This is a genomic window from Actinosynnema sp. NPDC050436 (assembly GCF_040655415.1).
GTDB lineage: Bacteria > Actinomycetota > Actinomycetes > Mycobacteriales > Pseudonocardiaceae > Actinosynnema.
This window is the reverse complement of the sequence record NZ_JBFAJV010000005.1, coordinates 219,584-235,618: the sequence shown is the minus strand read 5'-3', so window position 1 is coordinate 235,618 and position 16,035 is coordinate 219,584. Positions and strand designations below refer to the sequence as shown.

The window sequence follows — 16,035 nt, the reverse complement described above, 5'->3', positions numbered from 1 at the left end:
GGTGAAGAACTCAGGTCAGCCTTAGTTGCAACTGCGCGAACACGCGCAGCAAGGGGTCGTCGAGGTCGAACCCACCGACCTCGGCGGCCCGGCGCACCCGGTAGCGCAGGGTGTTGGGGTGCACGTGCAGGACGCCCGCCGCAGCGCGCACGTCACCGAACGCGTCCAAATACGCCAATAGGGAACGTGCCAGTTCCGGGTCCAGCTTCGCCAGCCTCGGGTCGCGGATCCGGGGGTGCTCGGCGAGCAGCGCCAGCGTCTCGCCGACCAGCACCCGCGAGCGGACGTCGGCGAGCGTGGCGACGTCCGCGTCGAGGTCGCGCGCCATCGCGTCCAGCACCCGGTCGGCCTCGTTGCGCGACACCCCCACTTCGTCCACAGTGGACACCGTGGAGCCGATCGCAGCCTGCACCCGCAGCCCCATGTGCCGGCGCGCGGTGGCCACGATCTCCTTGGTCAGGGCGAGCAGCGGCGCGGTCGGCGGCAGGTCGGGCAGCAGCACGTAGGTGCGCCCGGCGGACTGGCTGACCAGCGCGCTGCGCCGGTAGGACGCCGCGTGCACGGAGATCAGCCCGGTCATCTCGGTGTGCCGCAGCTCCTGCTGGGTGCGGTCCGCGCTCTCCTGGCCGCGCAGGGCGAACACGACGACGGCGGCCGGCTTGCGCGGGTCCGCGCCGATCTGCTCCGCGACCGACGTCGCGTCCATCCGGCCGTCCAGCAGCGAGGCCAGCAGGTTCTCCCGGAACGCGGCGGTCGGCTCGCGCTGCTGCACCAGGTGCAGCGCGGTCACCCGGGCCGCGCCCAGCAGCGCCCGCTCGGACTGCCCGGTCAGCGGGGTGGTGCCCTCCTGGACCCAGATCGTGCCCAGCGGCTGGCTGCCCGCGTGGATGCCGACCGCGATCCGCCGGCGGATGCCCAACTCGGGCCGCTCGTCGATCCGCACGACCTCCTCGCCGGACCGCAGCCGCTGGTAGACGCCCCACTCGCGGAGCATCTTGAGGTACGGCTCGGGCCCCTGCCGGCCCAGGATGGACAGCCGGCGCAGCTCGTCCACCTCGTCCGACGACCGCGAGTAGGCCAGCACGCGGCTCGCGGTGTCCTCGATGCTGACGATCCCGCCGGTCAGCGCGGCGATCGTCTGGGCCAGCGCGAACAGGTCGCCGAGCACCTCGCCCGCGCCCGCGTCGGCGGTCAGCCGGGCACTGCTCACCACGCCCCGGACCAGCGACTCCAGGTGCTCCCAGCGGACCTCGGGGCGCACCGCGAGCAGCGCCACGCCCGCATCCGCCGCCGCCTGGCGCAGCACCGGGGCGGGCGCGTCCACCTTGACCGCGACCGCCGCCGCCCCGCCCTGCCCGGCTGCCTTGACCAGCGGCAGCGCCGCGCGCCCCCGGGCGCCGATGACCAGCGCGAGGTCGCCGGGCCGCACGTCGGGCACGTCGTCGGGGTCGAGGATCACCACGTCGTGGACGTCGACCTCCAGGCCGTGCGGCGCGACCTGGACCTCCACCAGGGGGTCACCGAGAGCGATCAGGACCTGCCGCAGGCTCACCCGTGCCCTCCTTTCGGACGGCAGCCGACCGGCCGCACGTTTGTCCGCGCGAACAACGGCGGGGTGGCAAGCCTAGACGGGCGGACAACCGTGTGCACGCTCGGTAGTCCTACCGTGGAGCGACACAGTCTTTCAGTGGCGAAGGAGCTGCTTTGTGGATGCCGTGACCAGGGTCCCCGCGCCGGTGAACGAGCCCGTCCTGAACTACGCCCCCGGCTCGCCGGAGCGCGCGCAGCTGCAGGCGAAGCTGGCCGAACTGGCCAAGGAGCCCACCGAACTGACCCTGACCATCGGCGGCGAGCAGCGGGTGGGCGGTGGCGAGCGCTTCGACGTCGTCCAGCCGCACAACCACCGCGCCGTCCTGGGCACGCTGCACGGCGCGACCGCCCAGGACACCCGGGACGCCGTCGCCGCCGCGCAGCAGGCCGCCCCGGCGTGGCGCGCGCTGTCCTTCGACGACCGCGCGGCCATCCTGCTCAAGGCCGCCGACCTGCTGGCCGGCCCGTGGCGGCAGACGCTGAACGCGGCCACCATGCTCGGCCAGTCCAAGACCGCCATCCAGGCCGAGATCGACGCCGCCTGCGAGCTGATCGACTTCTGGCGCTTCAACGTGGCCTTCGGCCGGCAGCTCACCGCCGAGCAGCCGCAGTCCTCGCCCGGCGTGTGGAACCGCACGGACCACCGCCCGCTGGAGGGCTTCGTCTACGCGATCACGCCGTTCAACTTCACCGCCATCGCGGGCAACCTGCCCACCGCGCCCGCCCTGATGGGCAACGTGGTGCTGTGGAAGCCGTCGCCCACCCAGAGCTTCGCCGCGCACCTGACCATGCGGCTGCTCGAAGAGGCCGGGATGCCGCCCGGCGTGATCAACCTCCTGCCCGGTGACGGCCTGGCCGTCTCCGAGGTCGCGCTGGCCCACCCGGACCTGGCGGGCATCCACTTCACCGGCTCCACCAAGACCTTCCAGCACCTGTGGGGCCAGGTCGGCGCGAACATCGCGGGCTACCGCTCCTACCCCCGGATCGTCGGCGAGACCGGCGGCAAGGACTTCGTGCTCGCGCACCCGTCCGCCGACGTCGACGTGCTGCGCACCGCGCTGGTCCGGGGTGCGTTCGAGTACCAGGGCCAGAAGTGCTCCGCCGCGTCGCGCGCGTACGTCCCGCGCTCGCTGTGGAACCGGGTCAAGGACGACTTCCTGTCCGACGTCGAGTCGCTGACCATGGGCGACGTCACCGACCTGTCGAACTTCATGGGCGCGGTCATCGACCGGCGCTCGTTCGACAAGCTGTCGGGCGTGCTGGAGGCCGCGAAGAGCGACCCGAAGCTGGAGGTCGCCGCCGGCGGCACGGCCGACGACTCCGACGGCTTCTTCGTGCGGCCCACCGTCATCCTGGGCTCGGACCCGTCGCACGAGGTGTTCACCACCGAGTACTTCGGCCCGGTGCTGGCCGTGCACGTGTTCGACGACGCCGACTACGACGCCGTGCTCAAGCAGATGGAGAGCGCGGCCCCCTACGGCCTGACCGGCGCGATCATCGCCCGCGACCGGGCGGCCATCGCGCACGCGCAGGACGCGCTGCGCTTCGCCGCCGGCAACTTCTACGTCAACGACAAGCCGACCGGCGCGGTCGTCGGGCAGCAGCCCTTCGGCGGCGGCCGGGCGTCGGGCACCAACGACAAGGCGGGCTCGGTGCACAACCTGCTGCGCTGGGTGAGCCCCCGGTCCATCAAGGAGACGTTCGCGGCTCCGACCTCCCACCGCTACCCGCACCAGGGGTGACCATGCTCCGCTCCACACTGCTCGCCGCCTCGCGCTCCGGCGCCATCCGAGGGCTCGTCGAGCGCACGCCGCTGACCCGGCCGGTCGTCAAGCGCTTCATCTCCGGTGACGACGTGACCGCCGCGATCGCCACCACCGGCGAGGTGCTCGCCGACGGCCGGCTGGTCACGCTCGACCACCTCGGCGAGGACACCCGCGACGCGGCGCAGGCCACCGCCACCGTCGACGCGTACCTGGAACTGCTGCGCCGCCTCCAGGGCGCGGGCTACGCCGACCGCGCCGAGGTGTCGGTCAAGCTGTCGGCGGTCGGCCAGTTCCTGCCCGTGGACGGCGAGAAGATCGCCCTGGAGAACGCGCGCCGGATCTGCTCCGCCGCCGGGGTCGTGGGCACCACGGTCACCCTCGACATGGAGGACCACACCACCACCGACTCCACCCTGGGCATCCTGCGCGAGCTGCGCGTCGACTTCCCGTGGGTCGGCGCGGTGCTCCAGGCGTACCTCAAGCGCACCGAGCAGGACTGCCGGGACCTGGCGCACGCCGGGTCGCGGGTCCGGCTGTGCAAGGGCGCGTACCAGGAGCCGGAGTCGGTCGCGTTCCAGGACAAGGCGGACGTCGACCTGTCGTACGTGCGCTGCCTGAAGGTGCTGATGGCCGGCGAGGGCTACCCGATGGTCGCCTCGCACGACCCGAGGCTGATCGCCATCGCCGCCGACCTGGCCTCGGAGCGGTCGAAGGACAGCTACGAGTTCCAGATGCTGTACGGCATCCGGCCGGAGGAGCAGCGCCGGCTCGCCGCCGCCGGCAACCGGATGCGGGTCTACGTGCCCTACGGCGACGAGTGGTACGGCTACTTCATGCGGCGGCTGGCCGAGCGCCCGGCCAACGTGGCGTTCTTCCTGCGCGCCATGCTGACCAAGGGCTGAGGCGGCACCGGCTGCCGGGTGGCACCGGCAGCCGGCCGTGGTCAGGCTTCGTCCAGCGCAGGGCGCGGCCAGGCGTCCGGTGCCGGCTCGGCAGTCGGCCAGTCGCGGGTGACCATCGCCCGGGTCCGGGCGCGCGCGGCCTGCGGGTCGGGGTGCGCCCGGACCACCGCTTCCACGGCCTGCACGCCGTGCGCGAACCGGTCCGGCGCGGCCCGCCCGTCGCGCAGCACGAGCACCGCCCGGTGCGCCGCGCTCAGCGCCCGGTCCAGCTCCCGCCCGGACTCCGCGCACAGCCGCGCGTACAGCGAGAGCGACTCCGCGTAGCGCAGCTCGGTGGCCAGCTCGTCCGGCGTCCGGGTCAGCCGCCACGCCAGCACCGCCTGCCGGGCCAGCGGCAGCGCCTGCGGGCTCCCGCCGACGTGCGCCAGCTCCGCCACCCGGTGCACGGCCAGCGGGTACCCGACCGACGCGCCCCGGTGCCGTCCGACCAGGTCCCGCCACAGCACCGCGACGCGTTCGGCGAACCCGAGCGCCGCCTCCCGGTGCCCCTGGCCGGCCAGCGCGTCGGCCAGCGCCCGCCACTGCGCCGCGAGCTTGCCCCCGTCGGCCACGAGCAGCCGGCGCGGCAGCCGCCGCCGACCGGTCAGCTCCTCCCCCGCGATCCGCAGCGCCGCGCCCGGGTCCTCGTCGAGCAGCAGCCGCGCCAGCCGCGCGCGGGCCACCGCGAACTCCACCTGGTGGGTCATCGGGGACCGGAAGACCAAGGGGCGCAACAGGTCCACCGCCTCGACCGCCGCCACGACCCGTTCCGGGCCGGCCAGCAGGTCGGCCTGCCGGCCGAGCGCCTCGGCCAGCACCGCGCCACCGCGCCCGCCCTCGGCACGCCGGCCCAGCCCGACCGCCTCGCGGGAGGCCGCCAGCGCCTCCTCCGGGCGGCCCAGCCGGTGCAGCAGCGTGCCCAGGTGCGCCAGCGAGGCGGCCAATTCCGGTTCGAAGTCGCGCGGGTTGGCCGACGCCAGCCGGCGCAGCACGGTGATCGACTCGCCGGCCGCCGCCGCAGCCTCCTCCGGCAGCCCGAAGGTCGACAGCAGCGCCGCGACGGAGGTCAGCGTGCGGGAGAACTCGGCCTCGTAGCGCGGGTCGGCGTCCGCCACCTGCCGCCACCGCAGCAACGCCCACCGCGCCGCGTCACCGGCCTCGGCCTGCCGGTCCACGTCGAACAGCCGCACCGCCAGGTGGTGGGTGACCTTGGCGAAGTCCAGCCCGAACCGCATCGGGTCGAGCCGGTGCAGCTCCTGGTGGAGCAGCGCGGCCTGGCTGACCGACGCGAGCGCCTCGCCGCGCCGGCCCAGCGCCGCGTGCCGCAGCCCCAGCCGGTCCAGCGCGGCGGCGAGCTGCGGCGTGCCCCCCTCGTCGGCCTCGGCGGCCTCCCGGCACAGCGCCACGGCCTCCTCGGCGGCGGCCAGCGCCTCGCCGTCCCGGCCCACGGCGATCAGCCGCAGCCCGAGGTCGCCCACCGCGTCCGCGAGCGCCGCCCGGTACCCCACCGGGTCCCGGGCGACCAGCTCCCGGTACAGCGCGACCTCCGCGCGGGCGGCCCGCACCGCCTCCTCGCGCAGCGCGGCGAGCGCCGCCCGCGCGCCGAGCATCCCGTGCAGCTCGGCCAGCTCCGGCTTCGCCGCGCGCCGCGCGCCGTCGCGCAGCAGGGTCCGGGTGAGCACGGCGGGCAGCGCGTCGCCGTGGAAGCGCGGGTCCTGGAACACCTGGCGCGCGATGGCCCGGGCCGGCTCCGGGCGCTCGGCCAGCAGCGTCAGCGGTGCCGCGCCCACGACCGACACCAGCTCCGGGTCGGCGGTGAACAGCCGCTCGGCGCGGTGCAGAGCGTGCGGCCAGCGCGCGGCGGCACCGAGCAGGGTCTCGAGGGCGTCCGAGGTGCGCTCGGGCTCGATCCGCTCGTCGAGCAGGGTGACCGCCAGCGCGTCCTCCGCCAGCCGGCGGGTGGCGGGCGCGGCCGGGTCGGCGTCGGTCAGCCAGCGCACCCGCTCCACCGGGTCGTCGGCGGGCGAGCCGTGCACCACCGCCAGCGCGGCCAGGTGCAGGTCGTGGAAGGTCTCGGCGACCGGCGCCGGGGCGGTGGGGCGCGGACGGCCGAGGAAGTCGGCGAAGTGCGCGCACGCCGACGCGAACGACGCGGCGTGCTCCTCCGGGCACGGCGCCAGCGCCAGGTCCGCCGAGGTGTAGTCGAGGTCGCCCGCGCGCTGGCGCACCGCCGACCACCACCAGCCGGTGCCGCGCGCCACCAGCAGCACCCGCGCCCGGCCGACCGGTTCCCGCAGCAGCCGGACCAGCTCGGGCCACGGCACCAGCTCGGCGTCGTCGACCACCCGGACGTCGTCGGCGAACCGGCCGGCCAACCGCGTCTTGCCCACCCCGGACGGCCCGTGCAGCAGCAGGAGCGACGCCGGCTCGGCCCCGTCCCGCCAGCGCGCCAGCGCCGCCGACTCCCGGGCCCGGCCGTGGAAGGGCACCACCTCGTGCCGGGCGTCCAGCAGCTCGCCGGGGGACAGGATCCGTTCCACGGGGGACATACTGCCCGCAGGCCCGCGCCACGAACGGGTGTCCCTCACCGGCGACACCGCCGGCGCGCGCCCGCCGGGTCCGGCCGCGACGTCGGGCGACCCGCGATGTCGTACCCCCGGTGCACAATTCGAGGCGTGCTCGCGGCCCTGGTGTCACACGCGGAGAACGCCGGAGAGGTCCGGCTGCTCTCCGACGCCGGCGTGCCCGAGGGCCCCGTGCTGCGCACGGACGACCTGGCCGCGACCGTGGCGGAGCTGGAGCGCTCGGGCCCGCGCTGGCTGTGGCCCGCCACCGCCGAGGTCTACCCCGGCCTGCTGGCCCGGGGCGTGCGGGTGGAGCGCTGCCTCGACCTGCACCACGTGGAGTCGCTGCTGCTCGCCTACCAGGGCCGGCACCGGGAGCCGAAAGAGCTCGGCGCGGCCGTCGCGCGGCTGCGCGGCCTGCCCGTGCCGGAGGACCACGGCCCGCGCAAGCGCGACACCCAGCCGACCCTGTTCGAACCGGAGCGCGAGCCGCTGCCGGGCGCGGAGGACCCGCTCGCGGCGGTCGTCGCGGTGCACGCCGCGCAGCAGCGGGCCGTGGCCGCCCTGCCGCACGCCGACCCGTTGCGGCTGCTGTTCGCCGCCGAGTCCGCCAGTGCCCTGGCCGCCGCCGAGATGACCCACGCCGGGCTGCCGTGGCGGGCCGACGTGCACGAGGACCTGCTGGTCGAGCTGCTGGGGCCGCGTCCCGTCCCGGGTGCCCGGCCGGCGCGGCTGGCCGAGCTGGCGGACCGGATCACCGCCGCGTTCGGCGGGCGCGCGGTCAACCCGGACCACCCGCCGGGCATCGTGCGGGCGTTCGGCCGCGAGGGCATCGAGGTCCCGTCGGCGCGGGCGTGGGTGCTCAAGGACGTCGACCACCCGGCCGTGGCTCCGCTGCTGGAGTACAAGGAACTGGCCCGGCTGTGGGTCGCGCACGGCTGGTCGTGGCTGGACCAGTGGGTGTCGGGGGGCAGGTTCCGGGCCGACTACGTGGTGGGCGGCGTGGTGTCCGGGCGGTGGGCGACCCGGGGCGGGGCGGCGTTGCAGATCCCGCGCACGCTGCGCCGCGCCGTGCTGGCCGACCCGGGGTGGCGGCTGGTGGCCGCCGACGCGTCCCAACTGGAGCCGAGGGTGCTGGCGGCGCTGTCCGGCGACCGCAGGCTGACCGAGGTGTCCGGGGCCACCGACCTGTACACGACCCTGGCGGCGGACGCGTTCGACGGCGACCGGGGCCGCGCGAAGGTCGCCATGCTGTCCGCGATGTACGGCGGCACGAGCGGGGAGGCGGGCGCGCTGCTGGCCGTCCTGCGCCGCCGCTTCCCGGACGCGGTGGGCTACGTGGAAGCCGCCGCGACGGCCGGCGAGCAGGGCCGGGTGGTCCGGTCGCGGCTGGGCCGCACCAGCCCGCCGCCGTCCGAGGCGTGGCACGCGACCACGGGCAGCGCCGAGGAGGGCGAGGACGCCGCCCGCCAGTCCCGCCGCGCGGCCCGCGAGTGGGGCCGCTTCACCCGCAACTTCGTGGTGCAGGCCAGCGCCGCCGACTGGACGGCCGCCCTGCTGGGCGCGCTGCGCAGGAGGCTGCACCGCACCGCGCCCGAGGCCCACCTGGTCTTCTTCCAGCACGACGAGGTCCTGGTGCACAGCCCGGCCGAGGTGGCGGCCGAGGTCTGCGCCGAGATCACCGCCGCGGGCGAGGAGGCGTCCCGCCTGGTGTTCGGCGACACCCCGGTCCGCTTCCCGATCAACGCCACCCCGGTAGCCGCCTACGCCGACGCGAAGTGACCGCCCGTGCGCCGGAGACCTACCCGGCAGCGATCGCCCGGACCCGGGAGTAGACGAACACGTCGGCGCGGCGGGTGCCGAAGGTGAGGAAGCTGCGCAGCCGCCCCTCCTGGAGGTAGCCGTTGTCCTCCAGCACCCGTTGCGACGCGACGTTGTCCGGCTCGACCCACGCCTCGACGCGCGCGAAGCCGCCGGCGCCCAGGCCCCAGGCGGTCATCAGCGCGATCGCGCGGGAGCCGAAACCCTGCCGCCGGGCACCGGGCACGATCCAGTAGCCGATGCCGGCGACACCCGCCTGCGGGCGCAGCATCAGGTTGACGTGCCCCACCGCCCGGTCGGTGCGCTGGTCGGCGACCGCCAGCGCCCACCCCTCCCCCGAGGTGAGCCGTGCGTGCTGGCGGGCGATGTAGGCGCGGCCCGCCTCGGGTGTCCAGTGCACGGGGACGGTGGTGCCCTGCGGGATCCTGGGGTCCTCGGACGCCTGCTCCACGCACGGCAGATCGCCGTCGTGCCACGGCCGCACGCGGACGACGCCGTCCGTGAGCGGCTCCGGGTAAGCCAGTTCGGTCACGGTCGGTCATTGCAGCACGACGCGGCGGAGCAGTCATCCGAATTGGACCCGCCGGCACCGCACCCGGGCCGGACTACGCTGGTGTCCGTGCAGGTAGCCGCGATCCAGACCACCCCGGAACCGGGTCTCGCCGCGAACGCCGCCGCCCACGCCCGGCTGATCGGCGAGGCGGGCGCGCGGGTCTGCGTGTTCCCGGAGCTCTCGCTCACCGGCTACGACCTCGACCCGGCCTCGGTCATCACCGAGGACGACCCGCACTGGGCACCGATCCGCGCCGCCTGCGCCGCGCACGACGCCTACGCCCTGGTCGGCGCCCCGCTGTCCACTCCGGACGGACCGCACATCGCCACCGTCGTGATCGGTCCCGACGGCGATACCCCGGGCCACTACGGCAAGCGCCACCTGCACGGCCCCGAGGTCGACCTGTTCGCGCCCGGCGGGCACCACCTGCTGCTGGACGTCGACGGGTGGCGGCTCGGGCTCGCGGTCTGCTACGACGCGGCGGTGCCGTCGCACGCGGTCGAGGTGTCGGCGGGCGGCGCGGACGCGTACGTGGTGAGCGCCCTGTACCCCACCGGTTCCGAGGACCGGCTCGCGCGCCAGGTGGGCCACGCGACGGACCTGGGCATGTGGGCGGTCACCGCGCAGTACACCGGGCGCACCGGCGGCTACGACACGTTCGGCGGCAGCGGCGTGTGGCGGCCGGGCGGCGCACCTGTGGCCCGGCTCGGCCGCGACCCCGGCATCGCCCGAGCGACCCTCACCCGGCCGTGAGCGGCTACCGGGAACGGGCCGCCGCCGGCCTGGACTGCGTCTGGGAGCGGTCGTCGGACGTGGCGACGTCCGGCCGGGTCGTGCCGGACGGCCGCACCGACATCGTCTTCACGCGCGGTGGCGGCCTGGTCGTGGCGGGCCCGGACACCACCGGCCACGTCACCGCGCTCGGTCCCGGCGAGGTGTTCGGCGTCCGGTTCGGGCCGGGTGTCGGCCCGTCCGCGCTCGGCGTGCCCGCGCACGTGCTGCGCGACCTGCGCGTCCCGCTGGCCGAGCTGTGGGACGGCGTGGCGGAGCTGGAGGAGGCGCTGGCCGTCGCGCACGACCCGTGCGCGGTGCTCGCGGACGCGGCCCGCCGGCGGCTGCGCGCCACCCCGCCCGACCCGGTGACCGGGGCGATCGCCGGCGCGGCGGGCACGCCGGTCGCGGCCCTTGCCGACGACCTGGGCCTGAGCACCCGCCACCTGCACCGCCGCAGCCTCGACGCGTTCGGCTACGGCCCGAAGACGCTGCACCGCGTGCTGCGCTTCGACCGGGCGGTGAAGCTGGCGTGGGCGGGCGTGCCGTTCGCCGACATCGCCCACCGCACCGGCTACGCCGACCAGGCACACCTGTCCCGCGAGGTGAAGGACCTGGCCGGCGTACCGCTGGGTCAGCTGATCCGCCCGTAGGCGCGCAGGGTCAGCAGCGCCTCGATCGTCACGATCGGCCGCCACTCGAACTCGGTGACCGGCGTCCACGCCGGCCACGGGAACGCCCATCCGCCGTCGTCGCGCCGGGCCGCTTCCAGGTCGTCCAGGTCGCGCGCCACCTCGTCGTGGCTGAACCACGCCCGCGCGATGCTGTCCGGCGTGGCGGCGTAGTCGTGCGGCTTGTGCGTCTCCCCCGCCGCGTACCCCTCGGTCCGCTGCCCCTCGCCGAGGTCCACCAACCCCTGCTCCCGCACGATCTCGCCCAACCGCGCCGCCGCCGCCTCGGCGCGGGGCCGGTCCGGGACGTGCTGGAGGAACTGGACGCACGCGTTGACCTCGTAGGGGTGGGTCTTGCCCAACCCGTCGATCCGCTGCCAGCAGTACGCCGAGGCCCGGTCCAGCCACGGGTGCTCGACACCGGTCTGGTGCAGCGCGCTCGCGGCGAGCGCCGTCATCAGCAGGTCGCTGTCGGTGGAGACCTCCCACCACGGCGCGCGCGGGTCGTCCCGCGCGGTGACCAGGCAGTTGGGCACCCCGCCGTCCGCGTTGGCCACCGAGCCGAGGAAATCGGCGGCATCCGCCGCGAACCGGTCGTCCCCGACCTCGTGCGCGAGCCTGACGGCGGTGTAGGTGTGCAGCGGCTGGCTGGACGGCCCGCGCCCGTCGGGCTCCAGGGCGTGCCCGAACCCGCCGTCGTCGTTGCGGTAGGCCGCCAGGGCGGTCACCACGGGTTCCGCCGGCCCACCGTCGAACAGGAAGGCGAACCGCCGCTGCTCCAGCACGCGGGCGTGGTGGTGGACAAAGGACCTCGCTGCTCCGATCATGCCCCGACCCTAAGCACCCGGGCACCCGCCGGTCTTGAACGAATCGGACGTCCACCCGAGCCGGTCGAACCCCCGGCCACACCCCGCCCCCTGTGCCATCATTGACGCCCGGTCTGCGTGAGGGGAGCGCGTGCGATGCTGGACGCCGGGGGCGGTGGCGCGAAGCTGGGTTTCGTGGCCGACACGGTCGCAAAGGGGCCCGGCGCGGGTTTCGTGTCCACCCGGACGAGGTTCTTCGTCGAACCGGACGAGGCCCAACGGCTCATCGACGGCCTGAAGCAGGCGCTGGAAAAGCTGCTCGAAACGAAGCGGACGGCCGAGCGGATCACCGCCGCGAACTCCCTGGGAAAGACGTCTACAGCGGTATCGCCACCCTCACCATCCGCAAGACCGCGGGTGACGAGGAAGGCGGCTACGGATGGGCCAACCTGAAGGCGCAGAAGGCGCTGGAGAACACGATCGAGAACATCCAGAAGGCGCTGGACGAGTACAAGGCCACGGACTCGGCGGCTGCCGACGCACTGAAGCCGAAGGACTGAATTCGTTGACTCGCACTTTCCGCGCGGTCCTGGTGGCGGGGGCGGCCCTGACGGCCCTGACCGCCTGCATGACGACCAGCAAGGGCAACCCGACCCCCGCGCCGGGCGCGACCTCCGCCGCCGGTTCGACCACGACCTCCGGCAAGCCGTCCGGCGGGTCCGACCTGGACCTGGGCAAGTACCTGGCGAACCCCTGCGCCATCCTGACCCAGGCCCAGCAGGCGGAACTCACCACGTTCCGCGAGGCGAAGCCCGAGACGACCGGCGAGCAGGGCCCGAGCTGCACCTACCAGGGCAAGGACGTGCTGGCGAACTCGACCTTCGAGATCACCTTCATGGTCAAGGGCACCAGCATCGACGACCTGATCGGCAACACGAAGACCGGCTTCCCGGTGGCCAGGGAGACCAAGGTCGCCGGTCGTCCGGCGGTGTCGTTCGACAGCGCGGACGGCAAGCGGAACTGCAGCACCGCGTTCGGCACATCGGACACCGAAGCCGTCCTCGTCCAGGGCAACATCGGCAAGAACGACAAGCTCAACGACGACAATGCCTGTGGCACCACCGAGCGGGTGGCCACGACGATCGTCGGGAACCTGAAGGGGTAGCGATGGCTCCTCCCGGCAACGTGGACATGGACCTCGGTGGCTTCGCGCTGCTCCAGTTGGGAGTCGGCGCGGACAAGATCTACGGCTGGTTCAAGGACGGCAAGGGCCCCGAGCAGACCACCGACGCCAGTCAGCGGGACTGGGAGCAGGTCAACCGCGACCATGTGGACATCGCCTACTTGATCAACAAGGCGGTGCGCGATTCGGGCGCGTCCTGGGAGGGTGCGGCGGGCGACCAGGCGCGGGCGTCCACGACACCGCTGGCGAGTTGGTCGGAGGCGGCCGGGACCAGCGCGCACTCGGCGAGCACGAGCACGTCGGACATCAGCGACTCCTTCCGGCTGGCGCGGAACTCCGTGGAGAAGCCCGTCGACGTGCCGGACAAGCCCTGGTACAACGACGGCGTCCCGTGGGACACCGACTACGACGACGCCGTCGAGAAGAGCCAGGAGGTCAACTCCCGGAACATGCGGGTGCTCAACACCTACGGCACGGCCGCGAACGCCGCCGGTGCGGCCATGCCGACATTCCAGTCGCCGGACGAGGTCGGCGCGGGGATCGACGAGCGGGTCGAGCCGCCGATCGTCGAACGGCCGAAGGAGTGGGAGCCGAAGCCGGTCGAGCCCAAGGGGCGGAACGGGGACGACTCGTCCGGGGGCGACGACACCCGGACGCAGTGGGGCGAGCCGACCGTGCCGCCGCCGAACCCGCCCGGTGGCAACGACGACGGCACCACGCGCACGTCGTTCGCCGACGTGCCGGAGCGGCCGGTGCCACCGCCGCTCAACGTCGACCCGCCGCGCGTGCAGCCCCCGCCGCCCAACGACCCGAGGTTCCCCCCGTTCGACCCCCGGATGCCATACGACCCGCGCAACCCGAACGACCCCCGCAACCGCAACAACCCCCGCATCCCCCCGATCTCCCCGCGCAACCCCGCCATCCCGCCCGTGCGGCTGCCCGCCGCCAACAGCCCCGGTGGTGGGCCGGGTGGCGGGCGTGGCGGCATGGGCGGCATCCCCGGTGGCGGGCCCGGCGGTGGCGGCGGGCGGATGCCCGGTGTCCCCGGCCCGGGACCGGGCGGGTTCGGGCCCGGTGGGTTCGGACCCGGCGGCGCGTCCGGCGTGGCGCCCGGTGAGCGCGGGTTCGGCCCCCAGAGCGGGTTCGGGCCGGGTGGTGCCGGAGCGGCCGGTCGGGGTGGTCCCGGTGGCATGGCCAGCATGGCAGGCATGGGCGCTATGGGCGCGGGTGCCGGCAAGGGGCAGGGCGAGGACGACGTCGAGCACAAGTCCGCCCCGTACCTCCAAGGCGCGGACGACATCTTCGACGACGGCACGATGGTCGCCCCGCCGGTCATCGGGGAGTGAGGGGCACCGTGCTGCGCACCGAGGTGGCGCTCCCCGTCGTCGCGCTCTACACCGCGTGGCAGGCCGAGGGCCTGTCGACGTTGCACAACGCGCTGCTCACCGACGTCGACTTCGACGAGGAGCGGGTGGCCGAGGGTGACGTGAGCGGGTTGGCGGACCTCGCGCGGCGTGCGTGGGGCGAGTTGGAGCGGCTCGGGCTGGCACGCGGCCAGCAGGTGCACGCCGACCTGGCGCGGTCGCTGCGGCTGATCGCCGACGCCGGCACCGAGTACTACGCGTTCTTCAACCACGACGGTGGTGACACGCGCAGCGCGCTCGTGGTGCGCTCCGGCGACGACGCGCTGCGCGTGGTGCTCCGCCCGGACAAGCACTTCGTGCTGGAGCCGATCCGCGCGCAGGACGCCGTGCAGTCGCTGCTGTCCGCGCTGCCGGAGGCGAGGCCGGGTCGCGGCGGCGTGCTGTCGCTGCCTGCGGACGCCGTGGAGGACACACCGAACCGGCCCCGCTTCAACGACGAGGACGGCGGCTCGTTCCTCCAGGCCGGCCGACCGACCGGCAACCAGGTGGCCGAGGTGCAGGCGGTCCGAAGGCTGCTGGCCGAGAAGCGCACCGGGGGCGGCCAGGTGTACGTGGCCCACCGCGACCGGCACGGCCGCAGACAGCGCTGCGCCGCGCCGCTGACGTTCTTCGACACGATCACCGGCCGGTACGTGTCGGCCAGGTCGAAGGGCGGCGACGGGACCCCGTGGATCACCGTGCAGCCCGCCGATCCCGCCACTCTGCACAGCCGGATGCGGCAGCTCAGCGCGGACGCAGCACCTCGCGGCTGAGTTCGGCCGGGCTGCGGTGCCCGGACAGCCCCAGGGTGAGGTCGAAGTCGGCGAGCAGGCTGCGCAGCACGTGCCGCACACCGGTCTGCCCGCCGTGCGCGAGCCCGTAGGCGAACGGCCGCCCCACCAGCACCGCCTTCGCGCCCAGGGCGAGGGCTTTCACGATGTCCGCGCCGCTGCGGATCCCGGAGTCGAACAGCACCTCGACCTGCTCCCCGACGGCGTCGGCGATCTCCGGCAGCACGTCCAGCGACCCGACCGCGCCGTCGACCTGCCGCCCGCCGTGGTTGGACACGACGACGCCCTGGACACCTGCGTCGACCGCCTTGCGCGCGTCGTCGGGGTGTTGGACGCCCTTCAGCACGATCGGCCCGTCCCAGTGCTCGCGCAGAAAGGCCAACTGGTCCCACGACTTGTCGGTGCCGGTGAACAACTGCACCCAGCGCAGGATCGCCATCGGCAGGTCGTCCTCGGGCGCCGCCGCGAGCCCTGCCCGGAACGCCGGGTCGGAGAACGGGATCGCGGTGCCGACGCCCCGCAGGAACGGCAGGTAGCCCTGGTCGAGGTCGTGCGGGCGCCAGGCGAGCGTCCAGGTGTCCAGCGTGACCACGAGCACGCGGTACCCGGCTGCGCGGGCGCGGCCGAGGATGCTCGCGCACACGTCGGGGTCGTTGGGCCAGTAGAGCTGGAACCAGCGGGCCCCGTCGCCGGCGGCCTCGGCGACGTCCTCCAGGGTGTGCGACGAGGCCGTGGAGAGCACGAACGGCACCCCCAACTCGGCGGCGGCGCGGGCGGTGGCGAGTTCGCCGTCCGGGTGCAGGATCGACTGGACGCCCACGGGCGCGAGCAGGACGGGAGCGGGCGACGCCGTGCCCAGGACGGACGTCCCGAGGTGCCGCTGCGTGGCGTCGGTGAGCATCCGGGGCACGATCCGCCACCGGTCGAACGCCTCCCGGTTGGCCCGAGCCGTGGCCCCGCCCCCGGCCGCGCCCGCCACGTACCAGAAGGGACCGGGCCCGAGCCGTTCCCGTGCCGACGCCTCCAACCCCTCGGGGTCGGTGGTGAACGGCGGCCGGCTGCCCGCCAGCCCTTGCAGGTAGATCTCGTTCTGGTACCCGGCGAAGCCCGTCATCCGTCCTCCACAGCGGCCGTCCCGCACCGATCATGCTCTGCCCGCCCGGCCTGGACTGCAA

At 74.7% G+C, this 16,035-nt stretch carries 14 protein-coding genes; 9 read left to right on the top strand and 5 right to left on the bottom strand.

The window, feature by feature from the left end:
* Positions 1-10 precede the first annotated feature (10 nt).
* The gene (locus AB0I60_RS15905) at positions 11-1,552 is read right to left on the bottom strand and encodes a helix-turn-helix domain-containing protein (RefSeq protein ID WP_360730206.1); all 1,542 of its coding nucleotides are present in this window, start codon (positions 1,550-1,552) and stop codon (positions 11-13) included.
* Positions 1,553-1,706: 154 nt separating this feature from the next.
* On the opposite strand from AB0I60_RS15905, the gene pruA reads away from it, so the two are divergent.
* Positions 1,707-3,332 (top strand): L-glutamate gamma-semialdehyde dehydrogenase, encoded by a 1,626-nt coding sequence (gene pruA, locus AB0I60_RS15900; protein ID WP_360730203.1) that lies wholly within the window; start codon positions 1,707-1,709, stop codon positions 3,330-3,332.
* Positions 3,333-3,334: 2 nt separating this feature from the next.
* Positions 3,335-4,258: a proline dehydrogenase family protein gene (locus AB0I60_RS15895; RefSeq protein ID WP_360730201.1), complete on the top strand. Its 924-nt coding sequence runs from the start codon at positions 3,335-3,337 to the stop codon at positions 4,256-4,258.
* A 41-nt stretch (positions 4,259-4,299) separates the two neighbouring features.
* On the opposite strand, the gene AB0I60_RS15890 is transcribed toward AB0I60_RS15895, so the two are convergent.
* On the bottom strand, positions 4,300-6,837 hold the full coding sequence (locus tag AB0I60_RS15890; RefSeq protein ID WP_360730198.1) for a hypothetical protein: 2,538 nt from the start codon (positions 6,835-6,837) through the stop codon (positions 4,300-4,302).
* 135 nt (positions 6,838-6,972) lie between these two features.
* On the opposite strand from AB0I60_RS15890, the gene AB0I60_RS15885 reads away from it, so the two are divergent.
* A complete protein-coding gene (locus AB0I60_RS15885) occupies positions 6,973-8,643 on the top strand; it encodes a bifunctional 3'-5' exonuclease/DNA polymerase (protein WP_360730195.1) in 1,671 nt (556 codons plus the stop codon).
* Positions 8,644-8,662: 19 nt separating this feature from the next.
* Here AB0I60_RS15885 and AB0I60_RS15880 read toward each other — a convergent pair whose 3' ends face one another.
* Positions 8,663-9,214 carry a GNAT family protein gene (locus AB0I60_RS15880; protein WP_360730193.1) on the bottom strand — a complete coding sequence of 184 codons (552 nt, stop codon included), beginning with the start codon at positions 9,212-9,214 and terminating at the stop codon, positions 8,663-8,665.
* Positions 9,215-9,301: 87 nt separating this feature from the next.
* Between AB0I60_RS15880 and AB0I60_RS15875 the strand changes: the two genes are divergently transcribed.
* Both AB0I60_RS15875 and AB0I60_RS15870 read left to right on the top strand, forming a co-directional pair.
* Positions 9,302-9,988: a carbon-nitrogen hydrolase family protein gene (locus tag AB0I60_RS15875; protein ID WP_360730190.1), complete on the top strand. Its 687-nt coding sequence runs from the start codon at positions 9,302-9,304 to the stop codon at positions 9,986-9,988.
* Positions 9,985-10,659, top strand: coding sequence for a helix-turn-helix domain-containing protein (locus AB0I60_RS15870; RefSeq protein WP_360730188.1), 675 nt, complete (start codon positions 9,985-9,987; stop codon positions 10,657-10,659). Before AB0I60_RS15875 ends, AB0I60_RS15870 begins: the two co-directional genes overlap by 4 nt.
* Here AB0I60_RS15870 and AB0I60_RS15865 read toward each other — a convergent pair.
* Positions 10,641-11,504: a hypothetical protein gene (locus AB0I60_RS15865; RefSeq protein WP_360730185.1), complete on the bottom strand. Its 864-nt coding sequence runs from the start codon at positions 11,502-11,504 to the stop codon at positions 10,641-10,643. The genes AB0I60_RS15870 and AB0I60_RS15865 overlap by 19 nt on opposite strands.
* Before the next feature lie 135 nt (positions 11,505-11,639).
* Here AB0I60_RS15865 and AB0I60_RS15860 point away from each other — a divergent pair, with 135 nt between their 5' ends.
* The 4 genes from AB0I60_RS15860 (at position 11,640) to AB0I60_RS15845 (ending at position 14,842) form a co-directional block, all read left to right on the top strand.
* Positions 11,640-11,936: a hypothetical protein gene (locus AB0I60_RS15860; protein ID WP_360730182.1), complete on the top strand. Its 297-nt coding sequence runs from the start codon at positions 11,640-11,642 to the stop codon at positions 11,934-11,936.
* Positions 11,937-12,048: 112 nt separating this feature from the next.
* Positions 12,049-12,648 (top strand): DUF3558 domain-containing protein, encoded by a 600-nt coding sequence (locus AB0I60_RS15855; protein ID WP_360730179.1) that lies wholly within the window; start codon positions 12,049-12,051, stop codon positions 12,646-12,648.
* 2 nt (positions 12,649-12,650) lie between these two features.
* Positions 12,651-14,012 (top strand): hypothetical protein, encoded by a 1,362-nt coding sequence (locus AB0I60_RS15850; RefSeq protein ID WP_360730176.1) that lies wholly within the window; start codon positions 12,651-12,653, stop codon positions 14,010-14,012.
* A complete protein-coding gene (locus AB0I60_RS15845) occupies positions 14,009-14,842 on the top strand; it encodes an ESX secretion-associated protein EspG (RefSeq protein ID WP_360730174.1) in 834 nt (277 codons plus the stop codon). Before AB0I60_RS15850 ends, AB0I60_RS15845 begins: the two co-directional genes overlap by 4 nt.
* On the opposite strand, the gene AB0I60_RS15840 is transcribed toward AB0I60_RS15845, so the two are convergent.
* Complete coding sequence (locus tag AB0I60_RS15840; RefSeq protein ID WP_360730171.1) at positions 14,814-15,974, bottom strand: lactate 2-monooxygenase; 1,161 nt, start codon at positions 15,972-15,974, stop codon at positions 14,814-14,816. The genes AB0I60_RS15845 and AB0I60_RS15840 overlap by 29 nt on opposite strands.
* Positions 15,975-16,035: the final 61 nt, after the last annotated feature.

Excerpts from the sequence above, each read along its gene's own strand:
- AB0I60_RS15865 (WP_360730185.1), bottom strand. The coding sequence starts at position 11,504 with ATGATCGGAGCAGCGAGGTCCTTTGTCCACCACCACGCCCGCGTGCTG.
- AB0I60_RS15860 (WP_360730182.1), top strand. The coding sequence starts at position 11,640 with ATGCTGGACGCCGGGGGCGGTGGCGCGAAGCTGGGTTTCGTGGCCGAC.
- AB0I60_RS15850 (WP_360730176.1), top strand. The coding sequence starts at position 12,651 with ATGGCTCCTCCCGGCAACGTGGACATGGACCTCGGTGGCTTCGCGCTG.
- AB0I60_RS15840 (WP_360730171.1), bottom strand. The coding sequence starts at position 15,974 with ATGACGGGCTTCGCCGGGTACCAGAACGAGATCTACCTGCAAGGGCTG.
- AB0I60_RS15895 (WP_360730201.1), top strand. The coding sequence starts at position 3,335 with ATGCTCCGCTCCACACTGCTCGCCGCCTCGCGCTCCGGCGCCATCCGA.